Below are 22774 nucleotides of genomic sequence, written 5' to 3' on the forward strand. Positions count from 1 at the left end.
ATGGCCACGGAAATCTTCGACATCGACAGCATGCCGCGTGGTGGACCGGACGCGTCGTGGCTGGACCGGCGGTTGCGGACCGATCGTCTGGAGTACCTCGACCGCGACGACGTCGATGAGCGCAAGCGCAAGATAATCCGCACCCTGGACCGCAGCGAAAAGGTTCTCGGGATGCACCGAAAGCTCGCGCGCATCGTGCTCGACGAGATCACCGACGTGCGCGATCCCACGATCCTCGAACTCGGCGCCGGCCACGGTGGGCTGTCGCGCGCGCTGCTGGAGATGCATCCCACCGCCCACGTCACGGTCACCGACATCGAGCCCGCGTCGGTAGCCGCCATCGCCGTCGGTGACCTGGGCAGTCATCCGCGGGCCACCGTGCGCGAGATGGACGCCACCGCCATCGACGCGCCCGACGGGTACTTCGACCTCGCCGTGTTCGCGCTGTCCCTGCACCATCTGCCGCCACCGCAGGCCGCCCGAGTGTTCGCGGAAGGCACCCGCGCCGCCGCGAAACTGCTGATCCTCGACTTGTCGCGACCGCCGGCAGTGCTGCACGTCGTCATGCTGGCAGTGGCACTGCCGTTGGTGTTCGTTCCGTACTGGCACGACGCGGTGATCAGCTCGTTGCGCGCCTACGGCCCGTCGGCGTACCGGGCGATGGCCCGGTACGCCGACCCGGCGATCACACTCGAGCTGCGCCGGCAGCCGCCCAATCTCCCCGGAAGCCCGCAGATCGCGGTGGCCTGCCGCCCGAACTGACTTCTGATGTGTTGCAGCCCCGTTCGGCGTAGGGTGCTCGTGAGGCCACATCGTCGGTGGCTTCCTGCGAGCGTCCACGGTAGCTCCCCGGACGATAGCGGGCCGGACGCGTGGACATTCGATTGAACCGATCGGCATCGGGGCCCGTGACCACTTGCATGGGTGCACTGTGTGTCATCGCCATCACCGCTGAAGCCGGCACGCGATCACCGAATCGGTCGTCGGGTTGCCGGGATTTGATGCCTCGAGGACATACGAGGAATTCGTCATCATGCTCAACTACGGTGTTCAACCGGAGGTGCTGGGGCCGTTAACCGCCGCTCAGAGGTCGATATGGGCCGCCCAGCAACTCCGGCCCGAAGTCCCGTACAACGTGGCCGTTTTCCTGGCGATCGATCACGATGTCGACGCCGAGAGGCTCATGATCGCGTGCGAATCGGCGGCAACCCGGTTCGGCACACCATGTGCGCGACTGTCCCTCGACGACGGCGAACCGGTTTTCCTGGTCGACCGCTCGTTTCCGCAGACCCTGCGCAGTATCGATCTGCGCGCCGAGCGCGATCCGGTATCCGCTGCTCACGAGTGGATGGACAACGACTACCGCCGGCCCATCGATGTGGCCCGTGACCGACTCACCGAGTTCGCGCTGCTGCGCATCACCGACGATCTGTCCTATTTCTACCTGCGTACCCACCACGTTCTCTTGGACGGATACGGCGCCGACACTCTGATCCGGCACGTCGCGGCCGTCTACTCGGGGGCACCGCCCCACACCGGCGAGGTCGACTTCTCCGAGTTCGACCTGATCCGCAACGCGGATCGGACGTATCAGCAGTCTTCGCGGAGCCGGGCCGATGCCGAGTACTGGCAGACCGTCGTGCGCGAGCCGTTGGACATCATCGACCTGAGCGGGACGCGCAGGACGGTGCCACCACGCCATCCGCTGGTGCGGGAACTGGTGTGCACACATCGGCTCGAACAGAACCGGCACGTCCGGATCGACGTCGCAAGGATTGTCGCGACAGTAGCGGTATTCAACGCGAAAACCACAGGGCAGCAAGAGGTCTCGTTGTCGCTGCCGGTTTCGGCACGCACCACCGCGGCCCTGAAACGACGTACGGGCATGGTGTCGAACCTGGTGCCGCTGCTGATCCGCGTCCACGACGGCGACACCATCGGCGCCCTGACCGATCGGGTCGCCGAGGCCATCGTCGGCGCGCTGCGGCATCAACAGTTCCGGCGGTGGCCGGACCTGCTCGCCCAGGCAACCCGGCCCGATATGAACATCGAGTTCGGCCCGGCGGTCAACGTCCTCGACTTCGCGACCCCGCTTCGTTTCGGGTCGTCCGAAGTGACGTACAACGTCTTGACCATCTACCCGATACAAGACTGCGCGATCACCATCTATCCGCGGCTGGGTGACGGCATCCCGCGCATTCAGTTCATGTGGAATCCGGACCGGTACACCGACGACGACATCGGAAGGCACATAACCCGTCTGGAGTCGCTGTTCGACCGCATGGTGGTTGCGGATGCGTCGGTGACGGTGGGACAGGTGCCGTTGCTGTCCGCCGATGAGCGTGAGCTGGTGCTGTCGAGGTGGTCCGGTGCCCGAGTGGCGGCGCCGGTCGGGTTGGCGCCGCAGTTGCTGGCCGCGGCGGTGGCGGCCGGCCCGGACGCGCCGGCGGTCGTCGACGGTGCCCGGGAGGTGTCGTATCGCAAGCTCGATCAGTGGTCGACGAGGCTGGCGTGGGTGCTGCTCGAGGCGGGCGTGGGTCCGGAGCGTGCGGTGGGTGTGGCGATGGATCGCTGTGTGGAGTTGGTGGTGGCATGGTGGGCGGTCGCCAAGGCCGGCGGGGTGTATGTGCCGCTGGACCCCACCCATCCGGTCGGGCGGATCACCTCGGTGCTGGACGCGGTGGGAGCTGTGTGTGTCGTGACGCGCGGGGCCGGCACGGTAGCCGGGTCCGCGGCACGGCCGGTCCTGCGCGTCGACGCCCCGGATGTGTCCGGGCGGTCCGCGGAGGCGATCACCGACGCCGATCGGCCGGCTCGACTCAGGGTGGACAACACCGCATACGTGATGTTCACTTCCGGATCCACCGGTGTCCCCAAAGGCGTGGCGGTCAGCCACGCCGGTCTACTGGGGTTGGCCGCGGCGCAACGTGCGGCGTTCGGATTGGGTGCGGACGCGCGGATTTCGATGGTGGCCGCGCCGACCTTCGATGCGTCGATCTTCGACATGTTGTGGGCGGCCGGGTCGGTCGCGGCGTTGGTGGTGGCACCGCCGCAGGTGTATGCCGGGGAGGCGTTGACCGCGTTCCTGGAGGACCAGCGGGTCAGCGCGGCGGTGGTGACCCCGACCGTGCTGTCGTCGCTGGATCGGTCGCGGCTCGACCGGGTGGGCACGTTGATCACCACCGGGGAGGCCTGCCCGGCGGAGTTGGTGGACGTCTGGGCGCCGGGACGGCGGATGTTCAACGGCTACGGCCCCAGCGAGACCACCATCGGTGCCACCCTCGCGACATTGTCGGCGGGGCAGCCGGTCGGCATCGGCGCCCCGATGCCGGGGATATGCGCGCTGGTGCTCGACGCGCGGCTGAACCCGGCCCCGGTCGGAGTGGTGGGCGAGCTGTATCTGGGCGGGCCCGCGCTGGCGCGCGGCTATGTGGGCCGGATGGCGTTGACCTCCGAACGGTTCGTGGCCAACCCCTACGGGGAGGCCGGGACTCGTGTGTATCGCACCGGAGACCTGGTGCGCTGGACCTCCGCCGGCACGCTGGAGTACGTCGGCCGCGCCGACACCCAGATCAAGCTGCGCGGGCAGCGCATCGAACTGGGCGAAATCGAAAACACGCTGCTGGCCTGCCCACAGGTCACCCGGGCCGCCGCAACGATGCACCGGAGCACCACCGGCGCGCACCTCATCGCCTACATCACCCTCGATCACACCATCACAAATCACGACACCGACATCGTCGAACAGTGGCGCCACATGAACGACCAGCTGTACGACGCGGGGGTGGCGGCGCCGGGGTTCGGCATGGATTTCCGGGGCTGGAACAGCAGCTACACCGATGATCCGATTCCACTCGAGGAGATGATGGAGTGGCGTTCGGCCACGGTGGATCGGATCCTCGCCCTGCGGCCGCGGCGAGTGCTGGAGATCGGTGCGGGCACCGGGCTGGTGTTGTCACAGGTGGCCCCCCGGTGTGAGCACTACGTTGCCACCGACGTGTCGGCGGTGGCGATCGACGCTCTCGCGCACTCGTTGGAGCAGGCGCAGATGCTGTGGCGTGACCGCGTCCAGTTACTGACCCGGCCGGCTCATGCCACCGAGGACTTGCCGCGAGGCTACTTCGACACGATCATTCTCAACTCGGTCGTCCAGTACTTCCCCACCAAGGATTATCTGACCGAGGTATGCGATGCCGCCATGGATCTGCTGGCCCCCGGCGGGGCGATATTCATCGGCGACGTCCGTAACCACACGCTGCAGGGTGCGTTCCACACCGCGGTCGCGCTGGCCCGCACCGCCACCACCGACGCCGCCGAGATCCGCCGGCGAGTCCAGCTCGCCGTACTCAGCGAACCCGAATTGTTGCTGGCCCCCGAGTTCTTCACCAGCTGGGCCGCCGGTCATCCGTCGGTGGCCGGACTCGACATCCAGGTCGAACGCGGATCGGCCGACAACGAACTGACCAGGTACCGCTACGACGTCGTCGTTCACGCGACGCCGACGCCGGTCCGCTCGATGGCCAGGGCGCCCACGTGGACGTGGACCCGATTCGCAGGGCTGCGCGGGCTGCGTACCCAGCTGATCTCCGACCATCCCGACACCGTGCGTGTCACCGACATCCCCCGTACCGGACTGATCACCGATGTCCTCGTCGAACACGCTCTCGCAGAAGGGCTTCCGCCGGCCGAGGCCCTCGCCGGAGGCGACGCGTCCTCCGAAACCACCACCCCCGAGCAACTACACCGCCTGGGCGAAGACACCGGACACCACGTCGCCGTCACCTGGGGCGCCCACCCCGGCACCCTCGATGCCGTTTTCATCACCCCCACCGACCGCCGGCATCCCCCAACACTGACCGAACTCTACCTGCCTCCGACAGGAGACCGTCGAATCACCACCTACGCCAACGATCCTCACACCAATACCGAAATCACCGCCGTCCGTCGGCAGTTGAGCGCCTGGTTGCCCGATTACATGGTGCCGTCGCAGATTGTGGTCCTCGACGAGTTCCCGTTGACCTCCTCGGGGAAGATCGACCGTAAAGCGTTGCCGGCACCGATGTTTGCCGCGACGCCCTTCCGTGCGCCACGGACTCGGGCCGAGAAAATCATCGCCGAGGTGTTCGCGGAGGTATTGGGCCGAGACCGAGCGGGGCTCGATGACGACTTCTTCGCGCTGGGTGGGAACTCGTTGAGCGCGACCCGGGTGAGCGCGCGGCTGCAGCTCGCGCTGGGCAGGGAAGTGCCGGTGCGGTATCTGTTCGACGCGTCCACGGTCGAGGGTCTGGCCGACCATCTGTACCGGCATCGTGGCGGCCCCGCGCGCTCGCCGCTGCAGGTTGTGCCGCGGCCGGAGCGTATCCCGTTGTCGTATGCGCAGCAACGGTTGTGGTTCATCGACCAACTCCAAGGGCCTTCCCCGGTCTACAACATGCCGATCGCATTCCGGATCACCGGGGCGTTGGATGTCGAGGCACTCGACGCCGCCCTCGACGACGTACTGGCCCGCCACGAATCGTTACGCACCATATTCCCTGCCACCGACGGCGTCCCGTTCCAGCAGGTGCTGCCCGCCCGACCGGGGATGTGGAGACGGGACAGCGACGCAGTGGTGTCGCTGCCGGAGCAGCATGTGACCGACACCTTGGCAGAACTGGCCCGGTACCGGTTCGAATTGTCGGCCGAGATCCCGATCCGCGCCCAGATCTACGCGGTGGGACCCGAACAGTACATCGTCGCAATCGTATTGCACCACATCGCTTTCGATGGCTGGTCCCCGGTTCCCATGGCCCGCGACGTCAGCGACGCGTATCGAGCACGCCGACACGGCCACGCTCCGGAGTGGACGCCGTTGCCCGTGCAGTACGCGGACTACACGCTGTGGCAACGCACCGAACTCGGCGAACTACACGACCCGCACAGCCCCATCACCACCGAGCTGGAATATTGGGAACACATCCTGGCCGGGATGCCCGAACACCTCGACCTGCCCACCGACCGGCCCTACCCACCAACCACCGACCACCACGGCGCGAGCGTCACCATCGACTGGCCCGCCGAACTGCAGCAGCACATCACTCAGGTCGCACGCGAGCACAACGCCACCAGCTTCATGGTGATTCAGGCCGCGCTCGCGGTACTGCTGTCCAGCATCAGCACCAGCCCGGACGTTCCCATAGGCTTCGCCGTTGCCGGTCGTGGCGACCCCGCTCTCGACGAGTTGGTCGGCTTCTTCGTCAATACCCTCGTACTGCGGGTCGATCTGACCGGTGATCCCACCGTCGCCGACCTACTCGCTCAGGTGCGCACCCGCAGTCTGGAAGCGTTCGAACACCAACACGTGCCCTTCGAGGTATTGGTCGAACGACTCAACCCGGCCCGATCGTTGATGCATCACCCGCTGATCCAGGTGTTGCTCGCCTGGCAGAACTTCGCCGGAAACACCGATCCCGCAGCCGGTTTGGCGCTGGAAGATCTTCAGGTCACATCCGTCCCGCTGGACACCCACAGCGCCCGCATGGACATCGCCTTCTCCCTCGGCGAACGCTTCACCGACACCGGCGAACCGGCCGGACTTACCGGCACAGTGGAATTCCGTACCGACATCTTCGACATCGCCACGATCGAAACACTCATCGACCGGCTGGAACGAGTGCTGGTGGCGATAACCACCGACCCGGGGCGGTCGTTGTCGTCGGTGGACCTGCTCGACGAATCCGAACACACCCGGCTGGACGAGATCAGCAACCGCGCGGTGATGCATACCCACTCACCCTCGGCGATGTCGGTGCCGGCACTGTTCGCCGCACAGGTCGCCCGCACCCCCAACGCCATGGCGCTGAGCTGCGGTGATCGTTCATACAGTTACCGGCAGCTCGAGCAAGCCGCGAACCGGCTGGCACACCTGCTCGCCGGCCACGGCGTGGGCCCCGGATCCGTGGTCGGGATACTGATGGACCGCTCGGCACAAGCCATCACCGCGATAGCGGCAGTGCTCGAAACCGGAGCCGCCTACCTGCCCATCGATCCCGAACACCCCAGGGCACGAATCGAATTCATGCTCACCGACGCCACACCCGCGGCCGTGATCACCACGGCCGATCTGGCCGGACGACTCGACGGGCTCGATATCACGATCGTCGATGCCGACGACCCCGCTCTCGACACCCAACCGAGCACTCCGTTACCCGCACCGGACCCCGGCACTATCGCCTATTTCATCTATACGTCGGGCACCACCGGAGTTCCCAAAGGCGTGGCCACCACCCACCACAACATCACCCAACTACTCGCGCCCTCGGACATCCCCCCTGCATCGGAACAGGTGTGGGCGCAATGCCATTCGTTCGCCTTCGACGTCTCCGTGTGGGAGATCTGGAGCCCGTTGCTCCACGGCGGGCGACTGGTCGTCATACCCGACGCGATCACCCGCTCCGCCAGCGATTTTCATGATGCGCTCGCCGCCGAACACGTCACCGTGCTGACCCAAACCCCCACCGCCGCAGCGATGCTGACACCACAAGGCCTGGAAACGATGACATTGGTGCTCGGCGGTGAGCCGTGCCCCGCCGAGGTGGTGGACCAGTGGGCACCCGCACATACAGTGATCAACGGCTACGGCCCCACCGAAACCACCATGTGCGTGTCCTTGACTGCGCCCTTGGCCACCGGATCAGGCACACCACCGATCGGGGCACCCTTGCCGGGGGCCGCGTTGTTCGTTCTCGACCGCTGGCTACGACCGGTGCCGATCGGAGTTACCGGTGAACTCTATGTCGCCGGCGCCGGAGTCAGCCCCGGATACTGGCGACGCACCGCACTGACCGCAACACGGTTCGTTGCGTGCCCCTTCGGAGGAATCGGCGCACGCATGTATCGCACCGGCGACCTGGTCCGGTGGGGAAACGACGGTCAACTGCACTATGTCGCACGCGCCGACGAACAGGTCAAAATCCGCGGCTATCGCATCGAATGCGGCGAAATCCGAACAGCTCTCACACAACTCGACGGCGTCGAACACGCGGCTGTCATCGTCCGCGAAGACCAGCCCGGCGACAAACGCCTCGTCGCCTACATCACCGGCATCGCAAACCCGACCGAGATACGCACCCGACTCGCCGAACACCTCCCGCCCTACATGATCCCGGCGGCGGTGATGGTGGTGCCGGCGCTACCGCTGACCGTCAACGGCAAACTCGACACCCGCGCCCTCCCGGCACCGGAGTACACCGCCGGCGGATATCGCGCCCCGAGTACTCCCGTCGAGGAAATCCTCACCAGCATCTACGCTCGGATACTCGGACTCGACCGCGTCGGGGTCGACGACTCCTTCTTCGACCTCGGCGGAGACTCGCTGTCGGCAATGCGCCTGATCGCCGCGATCAACACCACACTCGACACCGACCTCTCCGTACGCACCGTCTTCGACACACCCACCGTTGCCCGGCTGGCCCCTGGTATCGGTCGTGCGGGCTGGAGCCGAATTCCACGGCTGACACCGGTCGAGCGGCCCGCGGCGATCCCGTTGTCGTATGCCCAGCAACGATTGTGGTTCATCGACCAACTCCGAGGCCCCTCCCCCGTCTACAACATGCCGATCGCATTCCGGATCACCGGGGCGTTGGATATCGAAGCACTCGGCGCCGCCTTCGATGATGTGTTGGCCCGCCACGAATCGCTACGCACCATCTTCCCCGCCACCGACGGTGTTCCATTCCAGCAAGTACTGCCCGCCCGACCGGGGATGTGGCGACGCGACGGCGACGCAGTGGTATCGCTGCCCGAGCAGAACATCACCGGCGAGTTGATGGAGTTGGCCCGGTACCGGTTCGACCTATCGGCCGAGATCCCTATCCGCGCCCAGATCTACGCGGTGGGACCCGAACAGTACATCGTCGCAATCGTGTTGCACCACATCGCTTTCGACGGATGGTCCCCGGTCCCCATGGCCCGCGACGTCAGCGAATCCTATCGAGCACGCCGACACGGCCACGCCCCGGAATGGGCACCGTTGCCCGTGCAATACATCGACTACGCACTCTGGCAACGCACCCAACTCGGCGAACTACACGACCCCCACAGCCCCATCGCCACCGAATTGGAGTACTGGGAACACACTCTCGCCGGAATGCCCGAACACCTCGACCTGCCGCTCGACCGACCCTACCCCCCAACCACCGACCACCACGGCGCGAGCGTCACCATCGACTGGCCCGCCGAACTGCAGCAACACATCACCCGGACAGCCCGTGAGCACAACGCCACCAGCTTCATGATCATCCAGGCCGCCCTGACAGTACTGTTGTCGAAGATCAGCGCGAACTCTGATGTGGCGGTCGGATTCGCTGTCGCCGGCCGCGACGATCCCGCTCTCGACGAGTTGGTCGGCTTCTTCGTCAACACTTTGGTACTGCGGGTCGATTTGGCCGACGATCCCACCCTCACCGACCTGTTGACCCAGGTTCGCACCCGCAGTCTGGAAGCGTTCGAACACCAACACGTGCCCTTCGAAGTGCTGGTCGAACGACTCAACCCGGCCCGATCACTGACACATCACCCACTGATCCAGGTACTGCTCGCCTGGCAGAACTTCGCCGGAAACACCGACCCCGCAGCCGGTTTGGCATTGGAAGACCTCGAGGTCACCTCGCTCCCGTTGGACACCCACAGTGCCCGCATGGACATCGCCTTCTCCCTCGGCGAACGCTTCACCGACACCGGCGAACCCGCCGGACTCACCGGAGCAGTCGAATTCCGCACCGACATCTTCGACACCACCACCATCGAAACACTCATCGACCGGCTGGAACGAGTGCTGGTGGCCATAACCACCACCCCCGAACAACCCCTGTCATCGATAGACCTGCTCGACCCCACCGAACACGCGCGCATCGACAAGATCGGCAACCGCGCGATATTGCAGACTGGCGGACAATCGTCACTATCGGTTCCGGCGCTGTTCGCTGCACAGGTCGCCCGCACCCCCAACGCCATAGCGCTGACCTGCGATGGTCGTTCGTACAGTTACCGGCAGTTGGAGCAAGCCGCGAACCGGTTGGCACACCTGCTCGCCGGCCACGGTGTGGGCCCCGGATCCGTGGTCGGGATACTGATGGACCGCTCGGCACAAGCCATCACCGCGATAGCGGCAGTGCTCGAAACCGGAGCCGCCTACCTGCCCATCGATCCTGAACACCCCAGGGCACGAATCGAATTCATGCTCACCGACGCCACACCCGTGGCCGTGATCACCACCGCAGAACTGGCCGGACGACTCGACGGACTCGACATCACCATCATCGATGCCGACGACCCCACAATCGATACGCAACCCAGCACCGCACTACCGGCGCCCAGCCCGGACAATGTCGCCTATTTCATCTATACCTCCGGCACCACCGGAGTTCCCAAAGGCGTGGCGGCCACCCACCACAACATCACCCAACTTCTGGCGTCCCTCGACACCGGTGCCACGCCTACCTCGGAACAGGTGTGGGCGCAATGCCATTCGCTCGCCTTCGACGTCTCCGTGTGGGAGATCTGGAGCCCGCTGCTCCACGGCGGACGACTGGCGGTGATCCCCGATTCGGTCACCCGCTCCGCCAGCGATTTTCATGATGCGCTCGCCGCCGAACACGTCACCGTGCTGACCCAAACCCCCACCGCCGCAGCGATGCTGACACCACAAGGCCTGGAATCGATGACATTGGTGCTCGGCGGTGAACCGTGCCCCGCCCAAGTCGTGGACCAGTGGGCACCCGCACACACGGTCATCAACGGCTACGGCCCCACCGAAACCACCATGTGTGTCACCCTCACAACACCCTTGGCAGCCGGATCGGGGACCCCGCCGATCGGGGCGCCGGTCCCCGCGGCGGCACTGTTCGTGCTGGACGAACGGCTACGGCCGGTGCCGATCGGAGTGCCGGGTGAACTCTATGTCGCGGGGTCCGGAGTCGGTTACGGGTATTGGCGCAGGCCCGCATTGACCGCATCACGGTTCGTGGCCTGCCCCTTCGGAGGAATCGGCGCACGCATGTATCGCACCGGAGACCTCGTGCGGTGGGGCAACGACGACCAACTGCACTACGTCGCACGCGCCGACGAACAAGTCAAGATCCGCGGCTACCGCATCGAATGCGGCGAAATACGAACCGCCCTCACACAACTCGACGGCATCGAACACGCAGCCGTCATCGCCCGCGAAGACCAACCCGGAGACAAACGCCTCGTCGCCTACATCACCGGCACCGCAAACCCGGGCACGATACGCACCCAACTAGCAGAACACCTCCCGCCCTACATGATCCCCGCCGCCATCACGACGTTGGACGCGCTGCCGCTGACCGTCAACGGCAAACTCGACACCCGCGCCCTCCCGGCACCCGAATACGCCAGCAGCGGGTATCGCGCCCCCACCACTCCTATCGAGGAAATTCTCACCGCGATCTACGCCCACACCCTCGGACTCGACCGCGTCGGGGTCGACGACTCCTTCTTCGACCTCGGCGGAGACTCCCTGTCGGCAATGCGCCTGATCGCCGCGATCAACACCACACTCGACACCGACCTCTCCGTACGCACCGTCTTCGACACACCCACCGTTGCCCGGCTGGCCTCTCGTATCGAGGGTGCGGGCTCGAGCCGACTCCCCCGGTTGGTACCCGTCGAGCGGCCCGCGGCGATCCCGTTGTCGTATGCCCAGCAACGATTGTGGTTCATCGACCAACTCCAAGGCCCCTCCCCGGTCTACAACGTGGCGGCGGCGTTGCGGTTGAGTGGTGTGCTCGATGTCGAGGCGCTGGGCGCGGCGCTGGCCGACGTGGTGGGCCGTCATGAAAGCCTGCGCACGGTGTTCAGCACGACCGAAGGAACACCGCAGCAGGTGGTTGTCCCCGTCGAGCGGGTCGATGTCGGGTGGGACATTGTGGATGCGACCGGATGGCCGGAAACCCGGCTGATTGCGGCCGTCAACGAGGCGGCACGCTACCCGTTCGACCTGTCGGCCGAGATTCCTTTGCGTGCACGGCTTTTCGGTATTGCTGATCACGAACACGTGCTGGTGATCGTGATGCACCATATCGCCGCGGATGGCTGGTCGCTGAGGCCGCTGGCCGCCGATGTGAGTGTGGCCTACGCCAGCCGGTGCGCGGGCCGGGCGCCCGAGTGGGCGCCGTTGCCGGTGCAATACATCGACTACGCGCTCTGGCAACGCACCCAACTCGGCGAACTACACGACCCGCACAGCCCCATCACCACCGAGCTGGAATATTGGGAACGCACCCTGGCCGGGATGCCCGAACACCTCGACCTGCCCACCGACCGGCCCTACCCACCGACAGCCGACCACCACGGCGCCGGCGTCACCATCGACTGGCCCGCCGAACTACACCACCACATCGCACGGATCGCACGCGAACACAGCGCGACCAACTTCATGGTCATCCAGGCCGCCCTGACGATTCTGTTGTCGAAGATCAGCGCCACCTCCGACGTGGCGGTCGGATTCGCCGTCGCCGGCCGCGACGACCCGGCCCTCGACGAGTTGGTCGGCTTCTTCGTCAACACTCTCGTACTACGAGTCGACCTCACCGGCGATCCCACCCTGGCCGACGTACTCACCCACGTGCGCACCCGCAGCCTCGAAGCGTTCGAACACCAGCACGTGCCCTTCGAAGTACTGGTCGAACGACTCAACCCGGCCCGATCATTGATGCATCACCCGCTGATCCAGGTACTGCTCTCCTGGCAGAACTTCACGGGAAACGACGGCGCCGCAGCGGGTTTGGCGCGGGACGACCTTCAGGTCACATCCGTCCCGCTGGACACCCACAGCGCCCGCATGGACCTGGCCCTCTCACTCGGCGAACGCTTCACCGATACCGGCGAACCCGCAGGACTCACCGGAGCAGTCGAATTCCGCACCGACATCTTCGACACCACCACCATCGAAACACTCATCGACCGGCTGGAACGAGTGCTGGTGGCCATAACCACCACCCCCGAACAGCACCTTTCCTCGATAGACCTGCTCGACCACACCGAACACACTCAGCTGGACGAGATCAGCAACCGCGCGGCGCTGCACACCCACACCCCGTCGGCGATGTCGGTTCCGGCACTGTTCGCCGCACAAGTCGCCCGCACCCCCAACGCCATAGCACTCGACTGCGGCGAGGACTCCTGGACCTACCGGCAACTCGACCAGGCCGCGAACCGGATGGCACACCTGCTCGCCGGCCACGGCGTGGGTCCGGGATGCGTGGTGGGAATACTGATGGAACGCTCGGCCCGCGCCATCACCGCACTCACCGCGGTACTCGAATCCGGGGCCGCCTATCTGCCCATCGATCCCGAACACCCCAGGGCACGAATCGAATTCATGCTCACCGACGCCACACCCGTGGCCGTGATCACCACCGCCGAACTGGCCGGACGACTCGACGGAATCGACATCACGATCATCGATGCCGACGACCCCGCAATCGACACCCGACCCAGCACCCCGCTACCGGCGCCCAGCCCGGAGAATATCGCCTATTTCATCTACACCTCGGGCACCACCGGGACACCCAAAGGCGTGGCCACCACCCACCACAACATCACCCAACTACTGACGTCCCTGAAGGCCGGCCCCTCCCCTGCGTCGGAACAGGTATGGGCGCAATGCCATTCGCTCGCCTTCGATATCTCGGTGTGGGAGATCTGGGGCGCATTGCTCCACGGTGGGCGACTGGTCGTCATACCCGACGCGATCACGCGCTCCCCCAGCGATTTTCATGAGGTGCTCGCAGCCGAACACGTCACCATGCTGACCCAAACGCCTACTGCCGCAGCGATGCTGTCACCACAAGGGATGGAATCGCTCACCCTGATGCTCGGCGGTGAACTCTGCCCCGCCGAGGTGGTGGACCAGTGGGTGCCCGCGCATACGGTCATCAACGGCTACGGCCCCACCGAGACCACCATGTGTGTCACCCTCACCACACCCTTGGCACCCGGATCGGGCACACCACCGATCGGGGCACCTGTGCCGGAGGCAGCGTTGTTCGTCCTCGACCGCTGGCTACAACCCGTGCCCGTCGGCGTCACCGGCGAATTGTATGTGGCCGGTGCCGGAGTCAGCTGCGGGTATTGGCGCAGGCCCGCATTGACCGCATCACGGTTCGTGGCCTGCCCCTACGCGCCCGGGACACGCATGTACCGCACCGGCGACCTGGTCCGGTGGGGCAACGACGACCAACTGCACTACGTCGCACGCGCCGACGAACAAGTCAAGATCCGCGGCTACCGCATCGAATGCGGCGAAATACGAACCGCCCTCACACAACTCGACGGCATCGAACACGCAGCCGTCATCGCCCGCGAAGATCAACCCGGAGACAAACGCCTCGTCGCCTACATCACCGGCACCGCAAACCCGGCCGAGATACGCACCCAACTCGCCGAACACCTCCCCACGTACATGATCCCCGCCGCCATCATGACCGTGCCCGCACTGCCCCTGACCGTCAACGGCAAACTCGACACCCGCGCCCTCCCGGCACCCGAATACACCAGCAGCGGGTATCGCGCCCCCACCACCCCCACGGAGGAAATTCTCACCACCATCTACGCCCGCACTCTCGGACTCGACCGCGTCGGCATCGACGACTCGTTCTTCGACCTCGGCGGAGACAGCATTTCGTCGATGCAGGTGGTGGCGCGGGCCCGTACCGCCGGCCTCGCGCTCAAGCCGCGCGATATTTTCGTCGAGCAGACCGTTGCCCGCCTGGCCCAGGTGGCCGAGGCGGCCGGCAGTGCCGGTGGTCCGGTCGACGAGGGTGTCGGGCCGGTGGTCGCGACCCCGGTCATGTGCTGGCTGCGCAGTGTTCAGGGCCCGATCGAGCAGTTCAATCTGATGGCGTTGTTACAGGCGCCCGCGGGGGTCACCGAGACCGACGTGGTGGTGATGGTGCAGGCCCTGCTGGATCGGCATGCCATGCTGCGGCTCCGCGTCGACGACGACGGCGCCGGTGGATGGTCGTTGCAGGTGCCCGAGGCCGGATCGGTGGATGCGCGCACGTGTGTGCAACCGGTCGACGAGTTGTCCGATGACGAGCTGACGAAGGCGCAATCTCGGTTGAATCCCGCGTCCGGGGTGATGCTCAGCGCGCTGTGGGTTGCGTCCACCCGGCAGTTGGCGCTGGTGGTGAATCATCTGGCCGTCGACGTGGTGTCGTGGCGGATCCTGCTGGACGACCTCAACACCGCTTGGGCCCAACACCGTACGGGGCAGCAGGTCGTACTGCCGGCCGCCGGGACGTCGTTTGCCCGGTGGGCGTCGCTGCTGGCGGAGTACGCGCGCCGCCCGGACGTCGTCGCCGAGGCGGCCGCGTGGAGGAAGGTGACGGCGATCCCCGCCGTGCTGCCCGCGGTGCAGCCCGAGGATACGTTCGCCACCGCCGAACACATGGAAATGTCGCTGGATGCCGAGACCACCCGCATGCTCCTCGGTGAGGTGCCCGCGGCACTTCGTGCCGGGGTACACGAGATCCTGTTGATCGCGTTCGCCTTGGCGTGGACGGAGTATTCGGGCAGCGGCGACACACCGATCGGTATCGACGTAGAGGGCCACGGGCGTAACGAGGAGCTGGCCCCCGATGTCGACCTGTCGCGCACCGTGGGGTGGTTCACGACCAAATACCCCGTGTCGCTGGCGGTGGGTGGACTGTCGTGGACGCAGGTGGCGGCCGGCGAGGCAGCGCTGGGTCCGGTGATCCGCGACGCCGAGGAGCAACTTCGTCTGGTCCCGAACCCGGTGACCTACGGTGTGCTGCGCTATCTGAACCCCGATGTCGACCTGAGCGGTTCCGACCCGCCGATCGGGTTCAACTATCTGGGGCGCCTGGGCGTACCGGTGCTCGGTGCTTCGGCCGATGACGATGTCTGGCGGATCGGCTATTGGGGTTCGTTGTTCACCGACAGCGGCAACGCCGATCGCGCTATGCCACTGGCGCACACCGCCGCCGTCAGTGCTGTCACCGTCGACAGCGACGGCGGCCCGCACCTGCACGCCCAGTGGACGTGGGCGGCATCCAAGCTCGATCGCGCGGCGATCACGAGGCTCGGACGGCTGTGGTTCGAAGCTCTCGGCGGTATCTGCGCGTATGCGCGACAAGGTGGAACCACCATGACTTCTTCGGATATCGCTCCCGCGCAGCTTTGTCGGGAGCACCTCGACGCCGGCTCGGTGGACACAGCTCCCGCCGCGTGCCCGGCCGGCGAAGTCCCGGACCAGGCCGACGGCCCCGAGGCCGAGAAGCCCAGGACAACGCGCCTCAGCTACGCGAACTACCTTCACCTCGACCAGCTGCTCGACGCCGTTCAGCCATTGTTCGCGAACGGCGACCGGGCCGCGTGGAGCGACGAGAGGTACTTCCTGATCGTCCACCAGACCTCCGAACTGTGGGTGTCACAGATCCTGGTCGATCTCGAGCTCGCGCTGGAGTCCGCCCGTCTGGCGAAGTTCGACAGCGCGATCGATCGGTTGAAGCGTGCCAATGCCGTGCTCGAACTGATGCTGACGACGGAAAGTGCCCTCCAGCATCTCGCGGTGGACGCATTCCAACAGTTCCGGCCTCGATTGCAGGGAGTGAGTGCGGCACAGTCGGCCCAGCTGGAAACTTTGCTGACCGGCGTTCGCCACGCTCCCGTGGCGGCTTTGCGGGAGATCGTGGCCGACCGGCGCGACGGCGACAGCAACGACCGCCGGCAGCGCCTCTACCTGGGCGCGCAGCTCGAGGTGTTCATCACCGGCCTCACGCGCTGGCGGCTGAACCATCTGGACGTAGTCCGCCGCTTCATCGGGGACCGCCGGGGCACCGGGGGCACCATCGGGCTCGGCTTCCTGATCGACCGCTTGAGTGAGGCTTCCCGTCCCTCGTAGGACCGCTGTTGCTCCGAAAGGTGAGGGATGCCAACGACATTGGTGCGCTACGGCGCCCACCCGAGCCAGCACGGCATTCTCGGCCTTCCCGACCGCCCCGGCGTCTGGCCGGTCGCCGTGGTCATCCATGGCGGCTTCTGGCGAACGGCCTACGGCGCCGACCTGACCTCCGATCCGGCCGAGGATCTGGCACGCCACGGCTTCGCTGCCTGGAACATCGAATACCGGAGGGTGGGCGGCGACCCGGACCGCGGAAGCGGCGGTTGGCCGGCCACCTGTCTCGACGTCGCCGCCGCGGTCGACCTGCTCCCCGCACTCGACCGCACCCTGGAAGCCGGCAGTCTCGACCTGTCACGAGTTGTCGCGATCGGGCATTCGGCGGGAGGTCAGCTGGCCGGCTGGCTGGCCGGTCGAGGGTCGCTACCCGCCGATTCCCCCGGAGGCTCGCCTCGTGTACCGCTGAGCGGATTCGTCAGCGCGGCAGGGGTTTTGGACCTCGAACTCGCACTCGACGAGGACCTGGGTTCCGGAGCCGTCCGGAACTTTTTGGGCGCCCGGGTGAACGACCCGGTGGCCCGGGCGCCGGCCGATCCCCGCGCATTGCTTCCGATGGGCGTCCCCTCCGTATGCGTGCACGGCACGGCCGATGACGAGGTGCCACTCAGCCAGTCGCAGCGCTTCGTCGCCACAGCTCGCCAGGCCGGGGACGACTCCCGGCTACTGGTGCTTCCGGGCACCGACCACTACTCGCTCATCGACGTGACGTCCTCCGCCTGGGCGGCCTGCCGCGCAGCGGTGTCGGAACTGGCGCGCCGAACCCTCAGCTAGTTGATCCTGACTATTTGTGTCCGTATAGTTGGTATCAACTAATTTGGAGGTCGCGGTGGCGGTACGGCCGGTGCGGAATCTGTTGGGGCTGGCGGTGTTGAGCTTCCTGACCGAACGCCCGATGCATCCCTACGAGATCGGTGAATTGCTGGTCGCTCGCGATCACGCACGCAGCATCAGGTACAACCGGGGCTCGCTGTACATGGTGGTCAATCAGCTGGTCAAGGCCGGGTTGATCGAAGTGGCGGAGACGATTCGGGACAGTGAGCGTCCCGAGCGCACCGTCTACAGGCTCACCGCCGCCGGACGCGCGGAGCTGTTCGACTGGCTGCGGGAGCTGGTCGGCCAACCTGCGCGGGAGTATCCACGGTTCGTGGCCGCGTTGTCGCTGATCGGGGCGCTGCATCCCGACGAGGTGGTGGAGTTGCTGCGGCAGCGGCACAGTGCGCTGGAGCACGAGCGCGCCGAAGTCGCCGAGTTGATCGAGACCTGCCTGGCACAAGGGATGCACCCCCTGTTTCAGGTCGAGGAGAACTACCGGCTGGCCATACTCGATGCGGAACTTGCGTTCGTGCAGCGTTTCATCGCCGACATCACTGATCCCGAAACCGGATGGGGTCCCGGCTGGGCCGCCCACCACGCCAACCGCGATGCCGCCGCGAAAGGTTGAACCATGAGCGCCGTTCGGGTCGCCGCGCCTCCGGCCGGTTGGTTGCGATTGCTGTCGCTGGGGCTGGTGGGCGCGCCGGTCGGCTTCACCGCGGCCTGGCTGATACTGGGCCTGTGCAGCCCGGCTACACGCTGTTCGGGCACGAATTCCAACACTATTCGGCGATCAGTCAACCCATCAGCGGTCTCGGCATCGGTGTCACCGCGCCGTATATGAACAGCGCCTTCGTCCTCGCCGGCGTGCTGCTGATCGCCGGGGTACCGGCCACGTTCGCGACTGTCCCCGGCGTGCGTGACCGCCGACGGCGCTGGTCGATCATCCTGCTGTCCGCGACCGGCGTCGGCATGATCATCGACGGCGTGTGCACACTGGCTCAGCCGATTCCGCACCTGCTCGGATTCGTGATCGGTCTGGTCGTCCCTGTCATCGCGTTCCCGATTGCCGGGGCATACCTACGGACCGTGCCGCGCTGGGACGGTTTCGGCCGCCGCCTGCGCTATGCGGGGCCGACCACCCTGGTGCTGCTGCCGCTGTTCCTGCTCACCTTCCGCCCTACGCCCGACGCCGCCGAGCGTGGTGTCAGTGGAGTCGCGGAGCGCGTCATGGTGACCGAAGTTCTCGTCTGTTTCGCCGCGCTCGGCCTGCATGCCGCTCGCGTAACCATCGATACCGAGGAGCCGGAGCAATGAAGACCGACCGCACAACCAACCCCGCGATCGCCGATCTCGCAGTGCTGCACGGGGAGTGGATGATCGAACTGTCGAATACGAAGTTCCTGCCCAGTCCCGAATCCCGAGCGCAAGGCCGCGTCGTGGCCGAATGGCTGGACAACACCGCCCTGGTGATGCGGCAGATCGGCGACGGCGACGCGGCGACCTGGATCATCGGTCGTGATCAGGCGGAATCGGAATACACCGTGCTGTACTCCGATTCACGAGGGTCCTCCCGCGTCTACCGGATGACCCTCACCGACGGTGACTGGCAGATATGGCGCACCACAACACAATCCACGCAGCGGTTCCGTGGCCGCGTGAGCGGCGACGGCACCGGCATCATCGGCGAGTGGGAGGACTCCGAGGACGGGACCACCTGGGCGCGGGACTTCACCCTCGAGTATCGCCGCGTGGAAGCCGGTCGCTAATCAACCTTCCTGCGGGCCGAGTGCTTGGTCGAAGCCTTCTTCGACGCGGGCGAGGAAGTCGGTGATGAGCGTCAGTTCCTCGACGGTGTAGGCGGACAGTGCCCGACGCCAGGTGCCCAGGAGGGGGCCGTAGAGGGGTGCGATGTCGGCGCGAGCACGGGCATCGTTCAGGTGGATCAGCACACGGCGCCGGTCGGTGGCGTGACGGACCCGAGTCACGAACTCCGCCTTCTCGAGCCGGTCGATGAGACCGGTCATGGACGCGGTGGTGAGGCCGGTCAGTCGGTCGCCGCAACCTCTCGATCGGGAGTGGTGCGACGACCATGTGAACCCGCCGGTAGCTGGCGGCGTCCGTGTCGGTGAGTCGACGTCCACCATGCGCCTCTCGGCGAGTGGTCGCTCGAAGCGACGAATGGGTTGCGGCCCGGGGCTGTCCGGACGCCGACAGCCCATACAACGTGGACGGCCGGCGAACTATTCCACCGGGCTGCAGGACCGTTCTGCTGACCTGGGCTGTACCTCGACGCCACCACAGCCCGCGACCATGCTGTCGGGTCACGGGGGGTCAGTCTTGTTGGGTGAGTTTGGCGTTGAGTTCGCGGGCTTCGGCGAGCTGGTCTTCGAGGATGATGATCCGGCACGCCGCCTCGAGGGGGGTGCCCTTATCGACGAGTTCGCGGGCGCGGGCGGCGATACGCAACTGGTATCGCGAATAGCGGCGGTGCCCACCGGCGGAGCGTTGCGGGGTGATCAGTTTCGCCTCGTCCAGGCTGCGCAGGAACGCTTGAGTGGTACCCAGCATGTCCGCGGCCCGGCCCATCGTGTAGGCGGGGTAATCGTCGTCGTCGAACTTCTCGTTCGCAGTGGGTGTTTCAGAAATCGCGCGGCCTCCGATGCGCCGAAGCGCCCCGGTGCCAGGCGGCACCGGGGCGCTGAAAGGGGGAATGTACTTGCGTCTTCCGACATGTAACCAAACGTCGGTGATCACACGGACCAGACATGCTTCCGAGTGACCCGACGGGTAACTCCTCCCTTCTCCTCACGGGGTTACTTCAACTTTCCGTTCCACTTCATCTCTTGCCCGGCGGGCGGCGAGACCGTCGTGCTCTGGTCCCGCAGCCGCACCCGCCGTCTTTCCTCTCACGGGCAGTTCATCATCTCCCGTGCCATCTGGACACTTTCTTCACTACCGACAAGACAGAAGTTACCACCCCGATCGGCGAATGTCTACTGTCACCGCTGTAGGTTTTTTCGAACCATAGCAGCAGGACATTCCCCCAGGATGAGGGCCTTCTGGACCAAGTCGGACTTGCCTCAGCGGTCAACCTTCGCCGCCACTTCCGTACCCATCTCGGCACCACTCCAGGCGCCTATCGCCGGACCTTCGGCGAAACGCGGCACCTCGGCCCCACCCCGAACACCGTGTAATCGGCTACCGCGGTCGATCCCCTCGGGCGCCGCTGCCGGCTTCGCTCAGCGCTCCGGAGTGAACGTCTCCAAATGGGCCAGTTGGACGAACTTCGAGGCCGGGGCAGCACCGGCGACGGCCTTGCGTAACGGTTCCAGACCGCCTGTGTCGCGGGCCGGTTCGCCGAGTGCGTAATCGAAATCGTCCCAATGCGTCGGCAAAACATAGCGCGGGTTTCCGATGGCACTCAGCAGCCGGGGAACGTAGTCGCGGACCTTCGCACCACCGACCGGCAGCATCACCACATCGGGCCGCAGCCCGGCCAACTCGCTTTCCACATAGTTGGATCCACCGAAATCGAGCACACTGATCCCGCCCCCACTGACCTGGTAGGCCAGCGTGCCACCCTCGACCAGATCGCTGATCACCTGGGGCCGCGGCAATTTCACCGCACCATATCCGGGACGCGTTCCAGGATAAGGAATTTGCGCGCGCGGCCCCAGGGCCGAATGCAATGAACGCAGCACCCGCACGTCGTAGCCGTCGAAATGGAAGTCCTCCCCGCCGGTGACCAGCGCCAGTTGATCTTCCGGCGCGCCCAGCGCCGCCATCAGGTTCAGGTGGGTTTCCGCGCCGAAGACCGTGGCCCCGGTGCGCTGCGCGAGATAGGGCACGTCGGCGAGGTGATCGTAGTGGCCGTGGGTGACCAGGATGAGGTCGGCGCGCAGCTGACCGGAGTCCAGATACGAATCGATCAGCCCGGTATTCACCGAGATCGGCGTATTCGGATCCGCGCCTGCGGCACTGTAGGTGCCGGTGCGGAACCGGGTCAGCCACGGGTCGATCAACACGGTTTTGTCACCGATCCGGATCTCCCAGCCGTTGTTCCCCCACCAGCGCAGAGTCATACCGGCGCCGGTCACCGCACCACCGGTGGTTTGTCCTGCGGATCGCTCGGTGTGCGCACACGCCGCGGCCAGTGCTGCGGCGGCGGCAGTCCCCGCACCGAGCAACCCTCGTCTACTCACAGTCGTCACGCGAGCACGACAGCACAGCCGCGCCCGCGCTGTCCATCGCCCGCTGCCCACAGCGGAAATCCACCGGGCCGGTCGGTTCCAGCAACGGCTCGCTCCGCAATCCGGACAACTTCGGGCGACTGTGGCGGGCCGGGCGACAGCTCGGCAACACCGAGGCCGTGGCCAATGCTCAGTACATCGGCGTTCCCGAGATCGACCCGGCGATCGGGACGTCCTCGAGCAGTGGGCCCGTGGTGCAGGACCGAAAACGTGAGATTTCTGTGAGTACGGATCGAGTCCCGAGCGTATCCCGATCAACAAAAAATCCCCTCCGACCAGGGTCGGAGGCGATCTTCTCGGTCGGGCTGACAGGATTTGAACCTGCGACCACTTGACCCCCAGTCAAGTGCGCTACCAAGCTGCGCCACAGCCCGTGGCTCCCGCTTGCGGGTGCTCGAAGAGATTACCTCACTACCCCCTTGTTGGACCAAATCGGCTGCGTGCAGGCAATCCGGGACAGGGGTGCAGGCGGAGTGGGGGGTCCGTGATGCGGCTCGTGTGGTCGACGACTGCCAGGGCGGACACGGGCCGCGAGGCGGCGATGGCGGGAACACCTTTCGCCGATGCGCCGGTAGGACGACGATCCGAATCGAACTGCGGCCCTTACGGAGTCGCCGCACGACAGTCTCGTCCCATGATCTTTGCGAGGACCTGGGCTACTGGTTCGTTGCGGTGGTCATTCTCCGGCGTGGGCTGGGCGACCCGCCTCTTACTGCCGGGGCGG

At 66.0% G+C, this 22774-nt stretch carries 9 protein-coding genes and 1 tRNA gene; 6 read left to right on the forward strand and 4 right to left on the reverse strand.

Going from position 1 to position 22774, the window contains the following annotated elements; genetic code table 11:
* The 6 genes from NA3_RS28955 (at position 1) to NA3_RS28980 (ending at position 19566) form a co-directional block, all read left to right on the forward strand.
* A complete protein-coding gene (locus NA3_RS28955) occupies positions 1–762 on the forward strand; it encodes a class I SAM-dependent methyltransferase (RefSeq protein ID WP_062966969.1) in 762 nt (253 codons plus the stop codon).
* Positions 763–1033: 271 nt separating this feature from the next.
* Positions 1034–16927 carry a non-ribosomal peptide synthetase gene (locus NA3_RS28960; RefSeq protein ID WP_167355059.1) on the forward strand — a complete coding sequence of 5298 codons (15894 nt, stop codon included), beginning with the start codon at positions 1034–1036 and terminating at the stop codon, positions 16925–16927.
* A 27-nt stretch (positions 16928–16954) separates the two neighbouring features.
* On the forward strand, positions 16955–17755 hold the full coding sequence (locus tag NA3_RS28965) for an alpha/beta hydrolase family protein (RefSeq protein WP_062966973.1): 801 nt from the start codon (positions 16955–16957) through the stop codon (positions 17753–17755).
* Positions 17756–17810: 55 nt separating this feature from the next.
* Entirely contained in the window at positions 17811–18425 is a 615-nt protein-coding gene (locus NA3_RS28970; RefSeq protein WP_062967114.1) for a PadR family transcriptional regulator, read from the forward strand.
* 113 nt (positions 18426–18538) lie between these two features.
* Positions 18539–19114 (forward strand): DUF998 domain-containing protein, encoded by a 576-nt coding sequence (locus tag NA3_RS28975; protein ID WP_062966975.1) that lies wholly within the window; start codon positions 18539–18541, stop codon positions 19112–19114.
* The gene (locus NA3_RS28980) at positions 19111–19566 is read left to right on the forward strand and encodes a hypothetical protein (RefSeq protein WP_062966977.1); all 456 of its coding nucleotides are present in this window, start codon (positions 19111–19113) and stop codon (positions 19564–19566) included. The genes NA3_RS28975 and NA3_RS28980 overlap by 4 nt, the downstream gene beginning before the upstream one ends.
* Here NA3_RS28980 and NA3_RS38280 read toward each other — a convergent pair whose 3' ends face one another.
* From NA3_RS38280 to NA3_RS29000, 4 genes are all read right to left on the reverse strand, one after another.
* Positions 19567–20019 (reverse strand): MarR family winged helix-turn-helix transcriptional regulator, encoded by a 453-nt coding sequence (locus NA3_RS38280; protein WP_084491961.1) that lies wholly within the window; start codon positions 20017–20019, stop codon positions 19567–19569. It abuts the gene before it with no gap.
* Between the two features lie 112 nt (positions 20020–20131).
* Positions 20132–20461 (reverse strand): MerR family transcriptional regulator, encoded by a 330-nt coding sequence (locus NA3_RS28990; RefSeq protein ID WP_062967116.1) that lies wholly within the window; start codon positions 20459–20461, stop codon positions 20132–20134.
* A gap of 578 nt (positions 20462–21039) precedes the next feature.
* The gene (locus NA3_RS28995) at positions 21040–22002 is read right to left on the reverse strand and encodes an MBL fold metallo-hydrolase (RefSeq protein ID WP_084491962.1); all 963 of its coding nucleotides are present in this window, start codon (positions 22000–22002) and stop codon (positions 21040–21042) included.
* Positions 22003–22350: 348 nt separating this feature from the next.
* Positions 22351–22424, reverse strand: a tRNA-Pro gene (locus NA3_RS29000).
* Positions 22425–22774 lie beyond the last annotated feature (350 nt).

The sequence above is a fragment of the Nocardia africana NBRC 100379 genome (genome assembly GCF_001612635.1).
GTDB classification, from domain to species: Bacteria; Actinomycetota; Actinomycetes; order Mycobacteriales; family Mycobacteriaceae; genus Nocardia; species Nocardia africana.